Here is an 18,494-nt window from a genome sequence, read left to right on the forward strand (position 1 = left end):
TACTGCCGAATACATATATAAGGAAGTAAAGTAATCTTCTGAAGCGGGAGTTGGTAGTAATGGCGATGTTTCCTATAGAGCGTAACTATATTGGGTATGGAAGTTCACGACCGGGAATTCCTCTTTCTAAAGTAAGGTTTATTGTAAGTCATGATACGGGGAACCCTGGTAGTAATGCGATAGGGAATCGGGATTATTTTAATGAAATACAACCGAAAGCTTCGGCACATACATTTATAGATGATAAAACAATATTGGAAATTGTTCCTATAAATGAAGTTGCCTATCATGTTCGATATGGTGTGCCGACAGATAATGACTTATATGGTTATGATGCTAATAAGGCTGCCATTGGAGTGGAACTTTGTTATGGCGGTGATGTTAACTTTTGGGAAGCATATACCCGTTTTACGTGGTATCATGCGTATTTATGTCAAAACTTCGGCTTGAATCCGAAGAAAGATATCGTATCACATAAAACACTTGACCCAGCTAGAAAGATTGATCCTGAAAATGTATTAGGGAAACAAGGTATTAAATTTCAGCAGTTTTTAGCAGATGTCTATCGGATGTACGTTTCGTTTAGATGACAAATATATGAAAAATGAATACAATAAAGATAGGTGCCTACTGCTGTAAGTAGGTTTTTTCTTGTTTTTATAAATAGCGTATTGGTAGAAGACTAGGAGTGAGCTGAGTATGCAGAAAGAAACAGCTATCATAATTGGAGGCGGTCCGTGCGGATTAGCAGCAGCAATTTCGTTGCAAAAGGTAGGGATAAATCCGTTAGTAATTGAAAAAGGAAACATTGTAAATGCGATTTATAATTATCCAACTCATCAAACATTTTTCTCTTCTAGTGAAAAATTAGAAATTGGTGATGTAGCTTTTATTACAGAAAATCGTAAGCCAGTTCGAAATCAAGCGCTTGCGTATTATCGTGAAGTAGTAAAGCGTAAATCTGTACGTGTAAATGCTTTTGAGCGAGTGGAGAAAGTACAAAAAGATGGAGAAGTTTTTCATGTTGAGACAACAAAGCGTGACGGAAGTAAAGAAATATATATAGCAAAATATGTTGTTGTAGCAACTGGATATTATGACAATCCAAATTATATGAATGTTCCCGGCGAGGAACTGAAGAAAGTAGCTCACTATTTTAAAGAGGGACATCCTTATTTTGATCGAGATGTAGTAGTTATAGGTGGGAAAAACTCGAGTATAGATGCCGCGTTAGAACTTGTTAAAACCGGTGCGCGTGTAACGGTTTTATATCGCGGAAGTGAGTATTCACCAAGCATTAAGCCGTGGATTTTGCCGGAGTTTGAGGCGTTAGTACGAAGCGGCACAATTCAAATGTATTTCAGGGCTCACGTGAAAGAAATTACTGAACATACAGTAACGTTTACAGTCGATGATGAGGCATATACAATCCAAAATGATTTTGTATTTGCGATGACTGGTTACCATCCTGATCATAGTTTCTTAACGAAGATGGGTGTTCGGATTGATGAAGAAACAGGACGTCCGATTTATGCAGAGGATACAATGGAAACGAACGCTGAAAATATTTTCATTGCAGGTGTAATTGCTGCTGGAAATAATGCAAATGAAATATTTATTGAGAACGGTCGATTTCATGGGGATGCGATTGCGCAAACCATTGCGTCAAGGGAAATATAAAAAGAAGCTGTCGAAATAAACTTCGACAGCTTCTTTTTAATTGTGCATAAACATATTTTGGATTGTTTCATGAGAATTTGTATTCTCTAATGCAACTAATAATTTAATACGTGCTTTTTGAGCATTTAAACCATATGTGAATACAATACCCATATCTTTTAATTGTTTGCCGCCACCTTCATATGAATATACATCTTGCACGATGCCATTGAAACAGCGAGAAACTAATACGACAGGAATTCCTTTGTCGATTAATCGTTCTAGACTAGGAAGTGTTCTTGGAGGTAAATTACCTTGTCCAAGTGCTTCAATAACAATCCCATCTACTGGAAGGTTTTCAATTGCTGCTAACAATGTATCGTCCATACCAGCGTATGCTTTTAGAACAACTACGTTTTTAGAAACCTTATTTACTGAATATGTTTCATGGTGTACTAAAGCGTGATGGAATACAACGCCGCGCTTTGTTACCATACCAATTGGTCCATACTGTGGACTCTGGAATGTTGCCACGTTACTTGTATGTGTTTTCGTTACATTTGTAGCGCAATGGATTTCGTCGTTTAATACGACTAAAACACCTTTTTCAGCAGCTTCACTACAGCTAGCTACTTTTACAGCCGATAAGAAGTTATATAGACCATCAGCACCTAATTCATTACTAGAACGCATTGCACCTGTTACAACGATTGGAATAGTTGCTTGCACTGTTAAATCTAAGAAATAGGCTGTTTCTTCTAATGTATCCGTACCATGTGTAATGACTACGCCATGAATGTTGTCTTGTTTTACTCTTTCATCAATGATGACTTGTAATTGTAACATTTCGCTCGGTGTCATATGAGGAGATGGTAGATGGAACACGTCTTCAACGATTAAATCAACATCGCCTTCTAAATCAGGAATAAATTTTAAAAGAGGATTTTTTTCACCTGGTTGTACGACCCCAGTTTCTTTATCTTCCTCCATTGCAATTGTTCCACCTGTGTGTAAAACTAGGATTCTTTTCAATGCTTATACCCCTTTCAAGTTGAAAAATACATTTAGAACATAACATGTTTTGAGTAAATTCGACAATGGAAATGTATAAAAGTATGCCTCGAAAATGACAATAAAGTTAGCTGCTATATATACGATGTATAAAATCACGAAACGAAATGTGTAAATGTAGGATAGGAGGGAGCAATTACATTGAAAAAGATGGAGAAAATTTTTATTCGTATATTAGTAATACAATTCATTTGTCTTTCTGTTGTGCAATTGTTATTTATACATAAGTCATCAGTGAAATATTTATCTAAAATTGTTTATTATGAAGGTGTCATGGTAAAAAACAAAGCAGAAATCTTACAGGTGAATAGGTAGTTTTCATTTTCTTCTATGGAGGATTATGCTACAATAATTGAGGATTTAATGACGTGAAGCAAATGAGAAGAAGCAGGAGAATACCTGCTTTTCGTTTTGTTTTATAAGTGAAAAAATGAGGTGTTACAATGGATAAACGAATTTCAATTGCTATAGATGGTCCAGCAGCTGCTGGAAAAAGTACGGTTGCAAAAGTTGTGGCAAAGAAACTTTCTTACGTTTATATTGATACAGGCGCAATGTACCGCACGATTACATATGCAGCCCTTGAACAAAAAGTGGACATTGAAAATGAAGAGAAGTTAATGGAAGTTGTAAAGAATGTAAATATTGAGTTTCAGCAAGGAGAAAATACACAACTTGTATTTTTAAATGGACAAGATGTTTCTGAAGTAATTCGTACACCTGAGGTGACGAATCGAGTATCTATTGTGGCGAAACATCGCCTTGTTCGTGAAGAAATGGTACGTCGTCAACAAGAGTTAGCGGAAAAAGGCGGCGTTGTAATGGATGGCCGTGATATTGGTACACATGTGTTACCAGATGCTGAAGTGAAGATCTTTATGCTTGCTTCTGTTGAAGAAAGAGCAGAAAGAAGACATTTAGAAAATATAAATAAAGGTTTCGATTCTAATTTAGAGCAGTTAAAAAAAGAAATTGCTCAGCGTGATAAATTAGATTCAGAACGCGAGGTTTCTCCTCTAAAGAAAGCTGATGATGCATTGGAATTAGATACAACTTCTTTATCAATTGAAGAAGTTGTCCAAAAAATTATGAGTATTGTTTCAGGAGTGTTTGCGAAATAAAGAAAGGGGATAACCTCTTTCTTTTTTTTGTTTATATAGAAATGTAAAGGATGCGTGAATTGTGAGTCTCTTTCCTTGACAAATGATCGGATTTGTAAGAAGTTAGTAAAAGAAGGGTAAAACTTTCAGAATATATTCGCTATTATATTTCAAAACATACTTTCTTCAAGATGATTTTGCTGTATACTATTTATATAGGTTTAATATATTTTCTAGTGAAATGTATGAAAACTGAGTATGTGATGATAAATTCTTAAACATGCAAATGAAAGCATATGTTTTCATTTCGTATATACATAAAAAATGCTTTGTCAATTCTGTAGGGAGGTATTTCCATGGTAGAGAAAATGAATGAAGAAGTTATGGATTCAAAAGAATTACAAGTTGGTGACGTTGTTACAGGTTCTGTAACGAAAGTTGAAGAGAAACAAGTGCTTGTAAATGTTGGATACAAAACAGATGGCGTAATTCCAATTAGTGAATTAGCTAACGTTCATATTGAAAAAGCAAGCGATGTTGTAGAATTAGATCAAATACTAGAATTAAAAATTATTAAATTAGAAGAAGATGATCTTGTCTTATCTAAACGTGCTGTTGATGCAGAAAAAGCATGGGTAGAATTACAAGAGAAATTTACTTCTGGTCATGTGTTTGATGTTACTGTAAAAGATATCGTGAACGGTGGATTAGTTGTGGACCTTGGTGTTCGTGGTTTTATCCCAGCTTCACTTGTAGAAGTACATTATGTAGAAGATTTTACTGACTATAAAGGCAAAACATTAGCCGTGAAAATTGTTGAATTAGACCGCGAAAAAAATCGTGTAATCCTTTCGCATAAAGCAGTAGTAGAATTAGAACTAGATTCTAAGAAAAAAGAAGCGATTTCTTCATTAAAAGAAGGAGACGTTGTTGAAGGAACAGTGCAACGATTAACGGATTTTGGTGCTTTCGTTAACGTTGGTGGTGTGGACGGTTTAGTTCATATTTCACAAATTTCACACGAACGTGTAGAGCAACCTTCTGAAGTATTAGAGCAAGGTCAAAAGGTAAAGGTAAAGGTATTATCTGTTGATGCTGATACACAACGTATTTCTTTATCAATTAAAGCAGCACAGCCAGGACCTTGGGAGAATGTTGCTGGCGAAATAAAAGCTGGAGATATTCGTGAGGGAGTAGTAAAACGTCTTGTTACATTCGGTGCATTCGTTGAAATTTTACCTGGCGTTGAAGGTCTTGTGCATGTATCTCAAATTGCAAATCGTCACGTGAAAAATCCAAATGAAGTATTGGAAATGGGACAAGAAGTAAAAGTGAAAGTGCTTGAAGTCCATGTTGCAGAGAAACGTATTTCTTTAAGTATAAAAGAAACGCTTGAAGAAAATAATGTAATTGAGGATTACAGTCAGTATGAACCAAATGCTGATTCTGCTACTTTCCAATTAAGTGATATTATTGGTGAACAACTGAAAAAATTAAAGAAATAAAGAGGGGTACAAGTGGTAAGGGCAAAACGTAAATTAGATCATATTGAATACGCTCTTTCTACTGGTCAGTCTCGTACGCATGGCTTTCATGATATTGATTTTGTGCATCAAGGATTGCCAAATTCAAGTTATGACACAATAACATGTGAAACAAAAATCGGCGAACTTTCACTAAGTTCGCCGATTTTTATCAATGCGATGACTGGTGGTGGGGGAGAGAAAACGTTACATATTAATGAGCAATTAGCATATGTAGCGAAACATCATAATCTTGCTATGGCTGTAGGGTCGCAAATGGCGGCGTTAAAAGATGAAAGTGAGGCTGCTTCTTATACGATTATTAGAAAGGTAAACCCAAATGGTGTTTTCTTTGCTAATTTAGGTAGTGAGGCAACTATCGAACAAGCAGAGCGTGCCGTTGATATGATTGAAGCGAATGCATTGCAAATTCATTTAAATGTCATACAAGAGTTAACGATGCCAGAAGGAGACCGTGACTTTACTGGTGTACTTCAGCGCATTGAGAAAATTGTATTAAATAGTAAAGTTCCTGTCATTGTGAAAGAAGTTGGATTTGGGATGAGTAAGGAAACCGTACAACAGTTAGCGAGCATAGGTGTAACGGCAATTGATATTGGTGGACAAGGTGGTACAAATTTTGCTGCTGTTGAAAATGAAAGAAGACAGCGAATGCTTTCTTATTTTAATAACTGGGGCATACGAACAGCAACCTCGATTATTGAAGCAACCTCTACAAATAATAACCTCTCTTTTATTGCATCTGGGGGTATACAAACAGCGCTTGACGTAGCGAAAGCAATCGCATTAGGGGCGAATACAACTGCGTTTGCTGGATACTTTTTACGTATTTTAATGCAAGATGGTATCGAGAAGCTAGTGGATGAAATTGATCTTTTACATACAGATTTGAAATTTATTATGACAGCTCTTGGTGCAAAGACGATAGAAGAGTTACAGGCTGTACCTCTTGTTGTAAAGGGCGAAACGTATCATTGGTTAACGCAGCGTGGTATTGATACGACGCATTATAGTAGAAGATAAAAAAATCAACCGTTTGGTTGATTTTTTTGTTTTTGTTCGTTTTATTAATATAAGGTGAGGAATGGAATTAATATTCTATCAAAATAAAATTATTCTTATATAAACACTATCTTGTGCAAGTTGCGACTGAAAACGAGGCTGGAAAATGTAGATAGTTTTCTACTGAATTATTGGGGAGGGTTTAATTTCGTAAAGGAAAAATAGGTAGAGATAAAAATAAACCATAGAAAAATTCGGATGTTAAATGTTATTTTGATATAAATAAAAATCATTAAAATAATTATATAAAAGACGGTTTCGTACAATATCGAAACCGTCTTTTTGTGTTCATTAGTGCTGATTTTGTTTTCGGGCTTGCTCTGGTGTATCCAGTCCAGTTGCACCCGGATATTGTAGTGATTGGTCACGATCAGATTCAACGCGTCGTGATTCTCTTAGTTTTCGTTCTTGACGATCTTTACCCATAATGAATAGCACCTCCTTATTAAAAGTGTTGCTGTTATATGAAAAAACTATGCGCGAAGAAAGTGGATTAACTTTCATAAAAAGTTCCCATAATGGAAAACATAGGAGGTGAAATGATGGAAGGGAGTACTTTTTATTTTTTAGCTTGGATAGGGTGGATTGTTGTAACTTTTTTTATGAAAAAGGACTCTATGCGGTGGAAGATAAGCGCTTGTATATTGATTTTTATTATTTGCTCTCCGTTACATGTAACGATTGCTTCATTCACGGTATCAGTAAATGCACTTTTGCTTTGTATTGTTGCTTTTATAGGAATCGCACTATATTCTATTTGGAAAAAATTATATAGCTTACTTTCGGCACTTATTATTGCAATGTTATATACAAGTTTTCATTTGTTAGAAGTATATGATCCGATTTGGATTGTGGTGGACAGGTTGTTTTTGGTAAGTGGTGCTCTTGTGTATGCATCGGTTTTATTGCATGAGGATCGCATATTACGATTATGTTCTCTTTATATAGGAATGTTACAGGGGGAATTGTTAGTGACACTTATTTTTCGAAAACTACATTTCCCTTATGATTACGGAAGTTTAGCGTTTTTTGATATCGTCGCCGTTGCTACATTTTTCATGGCAATTTTGTTTTGGATTGCAAAAGCATCAGTATACATGGAACAGTTCAAGAGGAAATCACGTAAAAGAAAGGCGAGGGTAATACATGACTGAATATACACCGGCCATTTTATGCGGAGTAATAGCGGGGACAGTAACGAGAGTGCTAATGCTCCGGACAGATACGCGTCAATATCCGACGAGGCTCCACGGGAAAATTATTCACGTTGCGATGGGGTTAATTGCAGCGGCTTTAGGAGCGATTGCAATTCCGTCAATTTTGAAAAAAGATTTTTCTGCTATTACATTTCTTACATTAGCAGCAACACAGTTTCGTGATGTGCGTAATATGGAAAGAAATACCCTTCAACAATTAGATGGATATGAGCTCGTACCGCGTGGAAATACATATATTGAAGGGATTGCATTAGTTTTTGAAAGTCGAAACTATTTGGCGATGTTAACGTCGTTTGCAACGACGTTTGCGTATATAGGATTCCATTCATGGATTGCTGGAGTAATTATGGCTATAATCGCATTTATTATCGCGAAACAATTAATGTCTGGCAGAAGGTTACATGATCTTGTTGATATCGAGCATGTTCCACTTCGTTTTGAAGGAGCGGGGCTGTATATTGATAATATTTACATTATGAATATTGGATTACCAGCAAGGCAAGAGGAAATTATGAAATATGGAATGGGCTTTATTTTAAGGCCGAAAACAATTGATGCGATGGTGACAATCTCAAACTTAGGACAACGACAAGCTATTTTACATGATGTTTCTGTTGCTTTAGGGATTTATAGAGATTCTGGTACGCCAGCGCTTGTGCCGTTGGCAAAGCGTGATTTAGAAGATGGTAGGGTTGGGATTTTTGTCTTGCCACAAGATCAAGATGCAGAGAAAGCGATAGGTGTCATAGGGAATGTGCCGACGTTAGAAAGTGCTGTTCATATGTCATCGGAAGCCCCGAAAGGAAGGGGAGATAAAAGATGATGTTAGAAAGTGTAATTCTCGCGGTTATTACAACAACGCCGGAAAAATTTGCTGGTGGTGCCCCTTTGTTTACTTGTGAATCGACAGATGAGTTAGAATTTGTTGCAAATAATTTAGAGGCAATTTTAGATGGTATTGCGCATCGCTTACAAGAGAATGTATATATTATTGTGAAACATTAGTAACGTGTGGTATAATGTGAGGTGTTTTGATACGCTGAGAAATATTCTGGAATGCAAATCCCTTCTTGCACAAAGAAGGGTTTTTTACATAATAAACAGAAGCAAGTTGAAAGGATGAAAGTATATGCCGAAACCAGTAATAGCAATAGTAGGCCGCCCGAACGTAGGAAAATCTACTATTTTCAATAGAATTGTTGGAGAAAGAGTTTCAATCGTAGAAGATATACCAGGTATAACGCGAGACCGTATTTATAGTGCGGGAGAATGGTTAAATCATGAATTTAACATTATTGATACAGGTGGAATTGATATTGGAGACGAGCCGTTCTTGACACAAATTCGTCAACAAGCGGAAGTAGCGATTGATGAAGCAGATGTTATCATTTTTATGACGAATGGTCGCGATGGTGTAACTGCAGCAGATGAAGAAGTTGCTAAAATTTTATATCGTTCTAAAAAACCAATTGTACTTGCGGTAAATAAGGTTGATAATCCAGAAATGCGTAGTGATATTTATGATTTTTATGCATTAGGATTTGGCGAGCCATTCCCGATTTCAGGTACACACGGTTTAGGACTTGGTGATTTGTTAGATGAAGCTGCAAATCATTTTCCAAAGATTGAAGAAGAAGCGTATGATGATGAAACAATCCGTTTCTCTTTAATTGGACGTCCAAATGTAGGGAAATCATCACTTGTAAATGCACTTCTTGGTCAAGAACGTGTAATTGTAAGTAATATAGCGGGAACGACACGTGATGCTGTTGATACACCATATAGTAAAGATGGTCAAGATTATGTAATCATCGATACAGCTGGTATGCGTAAAAAAGGGAAAGTATACGAAAGTACAGAAAAGTATAGTGTACTTCGTGCGCTTAGAGCGATTGAACGTTCTGACGTTGTTTTAGTCGTTTTAGACGGAGAAGAAGGAATTATTGAACAGGATAAAAAAATTGCTGGATATGCTCATGATTCAGGACGTGCTGTTATTATCGTCGTAAACAAATGGGATGCAGTGAAAAAAGATGAAAAAACAATGAAAGCATTTGAAGAAAACATCCGTGCTCATTTCCAATTTTTAGAGTACGCACCGATTGTATTCTTATCTGCGAAAACGAAAAAACGTACACAAACATTATTACCAGTTATTAATGAAGTAAATGAAAGCCATAGTATCCGTATTCAAACGAACGTATTAAATGATGTAATTATGGATGCGGTAGCGATGAATCCAACACCAACTCATAATGGTAGCCGTCTGAAAATCTTCTATGCGACACAGGTTGCGGTAAAACCACCAACATTTGTTATATTTGTAAACGATACAGAATTAATGCACTTTTCATATGAGCGCTTCTTAAAGAATCGTTTACGTGAAGCGTTCGGTTTTGTAGGAACGCCGATTCACATTATCGCTAGAGCAAGAGACTAATGGAGAGGATGTGATTTTATGACAAAAATCACAGTAGTTGGAGCAGGTAGCTGGGGAACAGCGTTAGCGATGGTATTAGCTGACAATGGACATGATGTACGTATTTGGGGAAATCGTTTTGAACTTATGGATGAGATTAATACAAAACATGAGAATAGTCGATATCTTCCAGGAATTACATTGCCAAGCACAATCGCAGCCTACTCTTCTTTAGAAGAAGCGTTAGTAGATGTAAATGTAGTACTTCTTGTAGTACCAACGAAAGCGTATAGAGAGGTATTACAAGATATGAAGAAATATGTAGCAGGTCCGACTACTTGGATTCATGCAAGTAAAGGGATTGAACCTGGTACATCAAAACGTATTTCGGAAGTGATTGAGGAAGAAATTCCAGAGGACTTGATTAAAGATGTTGTTGTACTATCTGGACCGAGTCATGCTGAAGAAGTTGGTTTACGTCAAGCGACAACTGTTACGTCTGCAGCAAAGCGTATGGAAGCGGCTGAGGAAGTACAAGATTTGTTTATGAATAGTTACTTCCGTGTATACACAAATCCAGATATCGTTGGAGTTGAGCTTGGTGGTGCGTTAAAAAATATTATCGCATTAGCTGCTGGGATAACTGATGGACTTGGATTAGGTGATAATGCGAAAGCGGCATTAATGACACGTGGTTTAACGGAGATTGCTCGTTTAGGAAGAAAAATGGGCGGCAATCCATTAACGTTTGCTGGTCTAACTGGTATGGGAGACTTAATTGTAACTTGTACAAGTGTTCATAGCCGAAATTGGCGCGCTGGAAATATGCTTGGAAAAGGACACTCTTTAGAAGAGGTGTTAGAAAGCATGGGTATGGTTGTAGAAGGTGTAAGAACAACGAAAGCTGCTCACGAATTAGCAGAGAAAATGGAAGTTGAAATGCCGATTACAGCTGCCTTATATGACGTGCTATTCAATGGGAATAATGTGAAAGATGCAGTAGGCTCATTAATGGGACGTGTTCGAAAACATGAAGTGGAAGCTATACCTGACTTACTTTAAAGAAAAGCGACAGAAGTACATTTGTACTTCTGTCGCTTTTTATTTTTATGGGTCTTTTCACCATTTTTTTAATTTTGCATAGGATGAAGAGTAACTTGAGGAGAGGGTGAAAAGAATGGATAATAACATTTTTAATAACATTGAAAAAGAAGCGAAAGTGAATAAAGAAGATATTTTTAAATTAGCATCATCTGTACAGAATGCGAATTTACGTGATGAGACTGTGCTTCGTCAATTGATTCATCAAGTGGCTCTTATGGCAGGACGTGAAGTGCCGAAAGAACAAGAGGATCAAATTGTAAAAGCGATTATTAACAATAATATGCCCGCTGATTTTGGTTCGTTAAGCAAAATGTTTAAAAAATAAGATATAAGAAACAAAGAGTTTGTAGATTGCATATGATAGCCATGAAAGTATGGGAATAGAGCTGTTTTGGGCATATTTGGTCAACCGAAGCGAGAGATACACTCGCTTCGGTTTTATTTTTATTTAGATTAGTGGAAGATGCGAAAAAACCTGTTGATTAAAGTTATATATTCGTAATTTTTAGTGAAATGTTCTTTTAGTATTTGTTTAAAGATTTTAATTTGTTAAAATAGTATAAAAATAGATTAATAAAAAGGGGTGTGTATATGTCAGAAGGGCTCATAAAAATGTGGTTTGCTTTAGGAGCAATTGGATTTATGTTTTTTGCAGTAAGTTTTATTTTACTAAGTAGATACAAAATAAAGAATAAATTTTTGAAAGGGATTACAGCGTTAGTAGCGTACACCCTTATGATTGTGTCAGGAATTGTTATTTTTCTTGTTGTATTTAGTGGACCTGTACAGCAGTAAAGGGAATGGTCTCGAAAATGCTACATACGGAGCAAGTTATATTAGTATGAAAAGGTGATTGCTAGTGAAAAAAGTCCATATTATTTTAATATTTTGTTGTATGAGCCTTTTAACAGGATGTCTGTATCCGAAAGAAAATATGAAACAAAATGCCGTTCCTTATGAAGATCAGATACAGGTTGTTCAAAAAGCTGTAGTGACATTTAAGGAGCAAAATGAGGGGATATTGCCAATTAAGACGCGGGATATGAGTACGCCTATTTATCAAAAGTATCCAATCGATTTTCAAAAGATTGCTCCGCGTTACATACAAGAAGCGCCAGGAAATGCGTATGAAAGCGGAGGAGTATACCAATACGTATTAATAGACGTTGAAACAAACCCGACAGTAAAGTTAATTGATGTTAGGATGGCTGAACAAATCCAGGAATTATCATTAAAGCTTAGGATGTATCGGGATGAACATCAATATCCGCCTTTTAAAAAGGTAATTTCAGATGGTGTGTATGAATTAGATTTCAAAAAACTAGGATATAAAGATGTGCCGCAAGCGACAAGTCCGTATTCTGGTAAAGGGCTTCCTTTTGTAATCAATGAAAAGGGAGAAATTTATGTTGATTATCGAATCGATTTATATGAAGCGTTGAAAAAAAATGAAGGGCAATTTAAGGAAGGGGAAGATATTCGGAATATACTTTCGAAAGATTCTCCATTTGTACCTGCGTATTCTTTACCGTATACGGTAAAGAATGGAGAACCAATTTTTTTAAAATCATAAGTCATGAACCTTTCTTTTAGTGAATAAGTTCTAGAAGAAAGGTTTTTTATGTTACACAACTTGCGATGCAAACAAAAGGTATTTTTTAATAGTCATATGAAATTGGACAAAATTATATGATATATTGTCCGAACTTCTAGAATACCATTATATTATATCAGATATTATAGGCAACGTTAGAGAAGGTATTAGTTGACTATAAATGTGGAATTATTCCCAAAAATATTGAGGGAGGGAATCACTTGGAAAAGGTAGATATTTTTAAAGATATTGCGGAACGCACAGGCGGTGATATTTATTTTGGAGTTGTAGGAGCTGTTCGAACAGGGAAATCAACATTTATTAAAAAATTTATGGAACTTGTAGTTATTCCTAATATTGAGAATGAGTCTGACCGTCAAAGGGCGCAGGATGAACTGCCTCAAAGTGCTGCTGGTCGTACAATCATGACGACGGAACCGAAGTTTGTTCCAAACCAAGCGGTTTCTATCGAAGTAGATGAAGGTCTTGAAGTGAATATTCGATTGGTAGATTGCGTTGGATATACGGTTCCAGGAGCAAAAGGCTATGAAGATGAGAATGGCCCGCGCATGATTAATACTCCTTGGTATGAAGAACCTATTCCATTCCATGAAGCTGCAGAAATCGGAACACGTAAAGTAATTCAAGAACATTCCACAATTGGTGTTGTAATTACAACAGATGGAACGATTGGTGAAATTCCAAGAAGAGATTATATAGAGGCAGAAGAACGCGTAGTAAATGAGTTAAAAGAAGTCGGAAAACCTTTCATTATGATCATTAACACTGTACAGCCGTATCATCCAGATACAGAGCAATTGCGCCAAAGTTTATCTGAAGAATATGATATCCCAGTCATTGCGATGAGTGTAGAAAGTTTAAGGGAAACAGATGTGTACAATGTGCTTCGAGAGGCTTTATTTGAGTTCCCGGTTTTAGAAGTGAATGTTAACCTTCCGAGCTGGGTGATGGTGTTAAATGAAGGGCATTGGTTACGCCAAAGTTATCAAGAAGCTGTTCAAGAGACTGTGAAGGATATAAAACGTCTTCGTGATGTGGACCGTGTCGTTTGGCAGTTTAGTCAGTATGAATTTATTGATCGAGCGAGCTTAGCTGGCATTGATATGGGGCAAGGTGTAGCAGAGATTGATTTATATGCACCAGATGAATTATATGATCAAATTTTAAAAGAAGTAGTAGGAGTAGAAATTCGAGGGAAAGATCATTTATTAAAGCTTATGCTCGATTTATCTCATGCGAAAATAGAATACGATCAAGTGGCGGATGCCCTGCGTATGGTAAAGCAAACAGGATATGGTGTAGCAGCGCCTGCGTTAGCTGACATGAGCTTAGATGAGCCAGAAATTATTCGTCACGGTTCAAGGTTTGGTGTGAAACTAAAAGCTGTAGCTCCGTCTATTCATATGATTAAAGTAGATGTGGAGTCAACGTTTGAGCCAATTATTGGTACTGAAAAGCAAAGTGAAGAATTAGTTCGTTATTTAATGCAGGATTTTGAAGATGACCCATTATCAATTTGGAATTCTGATATATTCGGACGTTCACTTAGCTCTATTGTTCGAGAAGGCATTCAAGCGAAACTATCTTTAATGCCAGAAAATGCAAGATATAAATTAAAAGAAACGCTAGAAAGAATTATTAATGAAGGATCTGGCGGATTAATTGCGATTATATTATAAGAAAAAATCCCTCTCATCGTAGAGGGATTTTTTTTGATTTTCGCGTATAGAATAGCAAAATAAACAGTCATTATCTAATATATTGTTGTAAATTGTCAAGTTTCATCAGATTTTCACATTTTAAGAGTAACAATTTCCTTAAAAATATTGAATTATAAAGGAGAATCGTATAATATAGGCGTTGATAATGATTTATCTACATCTTTGTAGTATAGAATTTGTAAAAATTGCCTACAAATGAAAGTAAGACTCATTTTATGATCATTATACAGTCTTATCTTTGGGAGGAGGTGAATGGCATGAACAAGACAGATTTAATCAATGCTGTTGCAGAAGCAAGTTCCCTTTCTAAAAAGGACGCAACAAAAGCAGTAGACGCTGTTTTTGATTCTATCTTAGAAGCTTTAAAACAAGGTGATAAAGTACAACTGATCGGATTCGGTAACTTCGAAGTTCGTGAGCGTGCGGCTCGTAAAGGTCGTAACCCACAAACAGGTGAGGAGATTGAAATCGCTGCAAGTAAAGTACCTGCATTCAAACCTGGTAAAGCGTTAAAAGATGCGGTTAAATAATCCTTACATATTAACAGGGAAGAAGAGTTTCCTTTTTGGGAACTCTTCTTTTTGCTTTTAAAAACATAAATATGCTAGAATGTGTTCGTATCACTTTTAGGTTTTCGGGAGGGCTAGCGGATGGCAAAAGTTAATTTAGAACAAATTGAACATGCAGTACGCCTTATTTTAGAGGCAATCGGAGATGACCCAAATCGTGAGGGAGTACTTGATACACCAAAGCGTGTGGCAAAAATGTACGCAGAAGTGTTCGCGGGTATGCATGAAGATCCGAAAGAACATTTGCATAAAGTGTTCGGAGAAGATCACGAGGAGCTTGTACTAGTAAAAGATATACCGTTTTATTCGATGTGTGAGCATCATTTAGTTCCATTCTATGGAGTTGCTCACGTTGCATATATTCCGCAAGGCGGAAAAGTGACAGGGTTAAGTAAATTAGCTCGAACTGTAGATACAATTGCACGTCGTCCACAACTGCAAGAACGTATTACATCAACAGTAGCGAACTCTATTATGGAAGTACTAGAACCGCATGGTGTAATGGTAGTAGTAGAAGCGGAACATATGTGCATGACGATGCGTGGTGTGAAAAAGCCGGGCGCGAAAACTGTAACAACAGCAGTACGTGGTGTGTTAGAAAATGATGCAGCGGCACGTAGTGAAATTTTATCTTTTATTAAAACAAAGTAAAGAAAAGTAGGAAACTGCTTTTCTTTTTTTTTTATGTAAATAAATGATATAGTTTTAGCAAGGCAGAGTGAGAATAGAAAGACTACTAAAAAGAATGGAAGATGTTATTTAGTTCGGTGGAAGTTTGGAAAGAGTAGCCAAGTTTTGGTTATAGAAAATAGAATGTATGTGTTATAATAAGTTTTATGAATTAGAAAACAAGGGTGATTTTTGTGTGTGACATCTACGGAGGGTATGCGGGTATAAGAGAGAAATTGATGGAGAAATTACGCCATCCTTATTTTATAAACTATATTGAAGAACCATTTATTGATGAAGAAAAAATAGCATTGTTATATGGTGCTTTAAAAAGTGAAAATTTACATATAGAACAAATTGAGCATTATGTAGTAACGATTATGCTTGTGCAAATTGCGCTTGATACACATGAAAGAGTATCAAATAAAGCAGGGGAAGAAGCAAATGAATCGCATAAACGTCGCCAGTTAACAGTGCTTGCTGGTGATTACTATAGCGGGTTATATTATTACTTACTGTCTATGAATCGTGATATTGTTTTAATTCGTGCGCTTGCTGAAGGAATTAAAGAAATTAATGAACACAAAATAATGTTATATCAAAAAGCGCATGAAACGATGGATGACATAATGGAAAGTGTAGTAACGATTGAGTCTGCACTCTTGCAAAAAACATGTGATCATTTTCATTTATCGCATTGGAAGCCATTTATAACGTATGTACTAGGAAAAAACCGTCTTCAAAAAGAATGTGAACTGCATGCTGAAAAACAACATTCACCTGTTTTTCAAGCAGTTCAAGGGATTATGAAGGATCAAGCGGAGGCAGAAAGAGTTATTCATGGATGGATGATGGAACTCAGAAAGAAAGAAAATCAATATTTGGAAAACCACACAGATATAAGTGAAATAAACTCTGTGTTAAGAGATAGATCGAAGACATAAGCAATTTTACATTGGAAGAAGGTACGAGCATGCAACAATCAAAAGAAGAAAGAGTACATGATGTATTTGAGAAAATCTCTGATAAATACGATGTGATGAATTCTGTCATTAGTTTTCAAAGACATAAAGCGTGGCGTAAAGAGACGATGCGCATTATGGATGTAAAACCAGGTAACAAGGCTCTCGATGTATGCTGCGGGACAGCGGACTGGACAATTGCGCTAGCTGGAGCGGTAGGTGAACAGGGCAAGGTTGTTGGTTTAGACTTCAGTGAAAATATGTTATCTGTCGGTAAGCAAAAGGTGGAGGCGTTACAATTAAAACAAGTAGAACTTTTACACGGGAATGCAATGGAACTTCCATTTGAAGATAACACATTTGATTATGTAACGATTGGATTTGGTTTACGTAACGTACCGGATTATATGCACGTATTAAAAGAAATGACGCGTGTAGTAAAACCAGGTGGAAAAGTAATTTGTTTAGAAACATCTCAACCAACAATGATTGGTTTTCGACAAGGATATATTTTATACTTTAAATATATCATGCCGTTATTTGGAAAGTTATTTGCGAAAAGTTTTAAAGAATATTCATGGCTGCAAGAATCTGCTAGTACATTCCCGGGTATGAAAGAATTGGCTCATATGTTTGAAGAAGCTGGACTTGAACGTGTACAAGTGAAGCCGTTTACTTTTGGGGTAGCAGCGATGCATCTAGGTATGAAACCAGAATCAAAATAGAAAATAGAAAAAAGAAGTTTTAGGTTAAGGTGAACAATATGAAGTTACAACTTATGTACTCTTTTTTACGATCGGATATTAATGTGATAGAAAAAGAATTAAAAAAGACAGTTGCTTCTGAACAGCCATTGGTAGAAGAGGCGGCATTACAACTTATTGAAGCTGGTGGGAAGCGAATTCGTCCTGTATTTGTGTTGCTTGCGGGAAAATTTGGAGATTATAAGTTAGATGCAATTAAGCATGTAGCTGTTGCGTTAGAACTTATTCATATGGCTTCTCTTGTTCACGATGATGTTATTGATGCTGCATTTTTACGACGTGGTAGTGCAACTGTGAATGCGAAATGGGGAGATCGTATTGCAATGTATACAGGGGACTATTTGTTCGCTAAGTCTCTTGAATGTATAACAAATATCGAAATTCCAGAGGCGCATCAGGCGCTATCGCATACCATTTTAGAAGTGTGTAAAGGTGAAATTGAACAAATTAAAGATAAGTACAATTATGACCAAAATTTACGAACGTATTTAAGAAGAATAAAGCGAAAAACAGCATTATTAATTGCTGCGAGTTGTCAACTAGGAGCAATTGCTGCTGGCGCTAATCGTGATACGGTAAATCGACTATTTTGGTATGGGTATTTTGTAGGAATGTCGTATCAAATTATTGATGATATTTTAGACTTCGTTTCCACAGAAGAGAAGCTTGGAAAACCTGCTGGTGGTGATTTGTTACAAGGGAATATTACGCTTCCTGCCCTATACGCTATGGAAGATCCCGTGCTTCGTAAGAAAATCACATCTGTACATGAAAATACAACAGCGGACGAAATGAAAGAAATTATTGAGGCTGTAAAAAATAGTGACGCTATTGATCAAGCATTTGCGTTTAGTGAACGTTATTTACATAAAGCATTAGAAATCATAAAACCACTTCCGCGTGGAAAAGCGAAGTATGCATTACAAAATGTAGCAAAGTATATTGGGAAACGAAAATTTTAGTGTTTTTTCTAAAAAATAAAATAATCTCTCTATTTCAAAACTATTGCGCAATTGTG

General features: G+C 36.2%; 22 protein-coding genes. 20 read left to right on the forward strand and 2 right to left on the reverse strand.

Annotated elements, in window-relative coordinates; genetic code table 11:
- The first annotated feature begins 59 nt into the window (after nucleotides 1-59).
- Together QCI41_RS26130 and QCI41_RS26135 are read left to right on the forward strand one after the other, a co-directional pair.
- Entirely contained in the window at nucleotides 60-590 is a 531-nt protein-coding gene (locus QCI41_RS26130) for a peptidoglycan recognition protein family protein (RefSeq protein ID WP_001240648.1), read from the forward strand.
- Nucleotides 591-699: 109 nt separating this feature from the next.
- The gene (locus tag QCI41_RS26135; protein ID WP_353836299.1) at nucleotides 700-1,680 is read left to right on the forward strand and encodes a YpdA family putative bacillithiol disulfide reductase; all 981 of its coding nucleotides are present in this window, start codon (nucleotides 700-702) and stop codon (nucleotides 1,678-1,680) included.
- 36 nt (nucleotides 1,681-1,716) lie between these two features.
- On the opposite strand, the gene ansA is transcribed toward QCI41_RS26135, so the two are convergent.
- Entirely contained in the window at nucleotides 1,717-2,691 is a 975-nt protein-coding gene (ansA, locus tag QCI41_RS26140) for an asparaginase (RefSeq protein WP_000822014.1), read from the reverse strand.
- 180 nt (nucleotides 2,692-2,871) lie between these two features.
- On the opposite strand from ansA, the gene QCI41_RS26145 reads away from it, so the two are divergent.
- The 4 genes from QCI41_RS26145 to QCI41_RS26160 all read left to right on the forward strand — a co-directional run bounded on the left by QCI41_RS26145 (nucleotide 2,872) and on the right by QCI41_RS26160 (nucleotide 6,397).
- Nucleotides 2,872-3,045 (forward strand): YpfB family protein, encoded by a 174-nt coding sequence (locus QCI41_RS26145; protein WP_000738047.1) that lies wholly within the window; start codon nucleotides 2,872-2,874, stop codon nucleotides 3,043-3,045.
- 128 nt (nucleotides 3,046-3,173) lie between these two features.
- Nucleotides 3,174-3,851: a (d)CMP kinase gene (gene cmk, locus QCI41_RS26150; RefSeq protein ID WP_000361262.1), complete on the forward strand. Its 678-nt coding sequence runs from the start codon at nucleotides 3,174-3,176 to the stop codon at nucleotides 3,849-3,851.
- Between the two features lie 335 nt (nucleotides 3,852-4,186).
- Entirely contained in the window at nucleotides 4,187-5,335 is a 1,149-nt protein-coding gene (gene rpsA / locus QCI41_RS26155; RefSeq protein WP_000229549.1) for a 30S ribosomal protein S1, read from the forward strand.
- A gap of 12 nt (nucleotides 5,336-5,347) precedes the next feature.
- Nucleotides 5,348-6,397 (forward strand): type 2 isopentenyl-diphosphate Delta-isomerase, encoded by a 1,050-nt coding sequence (locus tag QCI41_RS26160; protein ID WP_000251026.1) that lies wholly within the window; start codon nucleotides 5,348-5,350, stop codon nucleotides 6,395-6,397.
- Nucleotides 6,398-6,727: 330 nt separating this feature from the next.
- On the opposite strand, the gene QCI41_RS26165 is transcribed toward QCI41_RS26160, so the two are convergent.
- Complete coding sequence (locus QCI41_RS26165) at nucleotides 6,728-6,862, reverse strand: YpzI family protein (RefSeq protein ID WP_000513900.1); 135 nt, start codon at nucleotides 6,860-6,862, stop codon at nucleotides 6,728-6,730.
- Between the two features lie 116 nt (nucleotides 6,863-6,978).
- On the opposite strand from QCI41_RS26165, the gene QCI41_RS26170 reads away from it, so the two are divergent.
- From QCI41_RS26170 to hepT, 14 genes are all read left to right on the forward strand, one after another.
- Nucleotides 6,979-7,590: a YphA family membrane protein gene (locus QCI41_RS26170; protein ID WP_046955225.1), complete on the forward strand. Its 612-nt coding sequence runs from the start codon at nucleotides 6,979-6,981 to the stop codon at nucleotides 7,588-7,590.
- Nucleotides 7,583-8,476: a YIEGIA family protein gene (locus tag QCI41_RS26175; RefSeq protein ID WP_353836298.1), complete on the forward strand. Its 894-nt coding sequence runs from the start codon at nucleotides 7,583-7,585 to the stop codon at nucleotides 8,474-8,476. Before QCI41_RS26170 ends, QCI41_RS26175 begins: the two co-directional genes overlap by 8 nt.
- Nucleotides 8,473-8,658, forward strand: a complete 186-nt coding sequence (locus QCI41_RS26180) for a capping complex subunit for YIEGIA (protein WP_000979052.1) — start codon at nucleotides 8,473-8,475, stop codon at nucleotides 8,656-8,658. The genes QCI41_RS26175 and QCI41_RS26180 overlap by 4 nt, the downstream gene beginning before the upstream one ends.
- Before the next feature lie 124 nt (nucleotides 8,659-8,782).
- Entirely contained in the window at nucleotides 8,783-10,093 is a 1,311-nt protein-coding gene (gene der, locus QCI41_RS26185; protein ID WP_001125888.1) for a ribosome biogenesis GTPase Der, read from the forward strand.
- Nucleotides 10,094-10,111: 18 nt separating this feature from the next.
- Complete coding sequence (locus QCI41_RS26190; protein ID WP_353836297.1) at nucleotides 10,112-11,134, forward strand: NAD(P)H-dependent glycerol-3-phosphate dehydrogenase; 1,023 nt, start codon at nucleotides 10,112-10,114, stop codon at nucleotides 11,132-11,134.
- Nucleotides 11,135-11,249: 115 nt separating this feature from the next.
- Nucleotides 11,250-11,501: a stage VI sporulation protein F gene (locus QCI41_RS26195; RefSeq protein ID WP_000369753.1), complete on the forward strand. Its 252-nt coding sequence runs from the start codon at nucleotides 11,250-11,252 to the stop codon at nucleotides 11,499-11,501.
- A gap of 266 nt (nucleotides 11,502-11,767) precedes the next feature.
- Entirely contained in the window at nucleotides 11,768-11,971 is a 204-nt protein-coding gene (locus QCI41_RS26200) for a DUF2768 domain-containing protein (RefSeq protein ID WP_001288995.1), read from the forward strand.
- A 64-nt stretch (nucleotides 11,972-12,035) separates the two neighbouring features.
- A complete protein-coding gene (locus tag QCI41_RS26205; RefSeq protein ID WP_353836296.1) occupies nucleotides 12,036-12,749 on the forward strand; it encodes a hypothetical protein in 714 nt (237 codons plus the stop codon).
- A 242-nt stretch (nucleotides 12,750-12,991) separates the two neighbouring features.
- Nucleotides 12,992-14,470, forward strand: coding sequence for a stage IV sporulation protein A (spoIVA, locus tag QCI41_RS26210; protein WP_000416519.1), 1,479 nt, complete (start codon nucleotides 12,992-12,994; stop codon nucleotides 14,468-14,470).
- Between the two features lie 299 nt (nucleotides 14,471-14,769).
- Nucleotides 14,770-15,042 (forward strand): HU family DNA-binding protein, encoded by a 273-nt coding sequence (locus QCI41_RS26215; protein ID WP_001043860.1) that lies wholly within the window; start codon nucleotides 14,770-14,772, stop codon nucleotides 15,040-15,042.
- Nucleotides 15,043-15,162: 120 nt separating this feature from the next.
- The gene (gene folE, locus QCI41_RS26220) at nucleotides 15,163-15,732 is read left to right on the forward strand and encodes a GTP cyclohydrolase I FolE (RefSeq protein WP_001151478.1); all 570 of its coding nucleotides are present in this window, start codon (nucleotides 15,163-15,165) and stop codon (nucleotides 15,730-15,732) included.
- A gap of 212 nt (nucleotides 15,733-15,944) precedes the next feature.
- Nucleotides 15,945-16,694 carry a heptaprenyl diphosphate synthase component 1 gene (locus QCI41_RS26225; RefSeq protein ID WP_353836295.1) on the forward strand — a complete coding sequence of 250 codons (750 nt, stop codon included), beginning with the start codon at nucleotides 15,945-15,947 and terminating at the stop codon, nucleotides 16,692-16,694.
- Nucleotides 16,695-16,723: 29 nt separating this feature from the next.
- Nucleotides 16,724-17,437, forward strand: a complete 714-nt coding sequence (menG, locus tag QCI41_RS26230) for a 2-heptaprenyl-1,4-naphthoquinone methyltransferase (RefSeq protein WP_001187660.1) — start codon at nucleotides 16,724-16,726, stop codon at nucleotides 17,435-17,437.
- A 38-nt stretch (nucleotides 17,438-17,475) separates the two neighbouring features.
- Nucleotides 17,476-18,438 (forward strand): heptaprenyl diphosphate synthase component II, encoded by a 963-nt coding sequence (gene hepT / locus QCI41_RS26235; protein WP_353836294.1) that lies wholly within the window; start codon nucleotides 17,476-17,478, stop codon nucleotides 18,436-18,438.
- The last annotated feature ends 56 nt before the right edge of the window (nucleotides 18,439-18,494 follow it).

Source organism: Bacillus cereus group sp. MG4, assembly GCF_040460055.1.
GTDB classification, from domain to species: domain Bacteria; phylum Bacillota; class Bacilli; order Bacillales; family Bacillaceae_G; genus Bacillus_A; species Bacillus_A wiedmannii.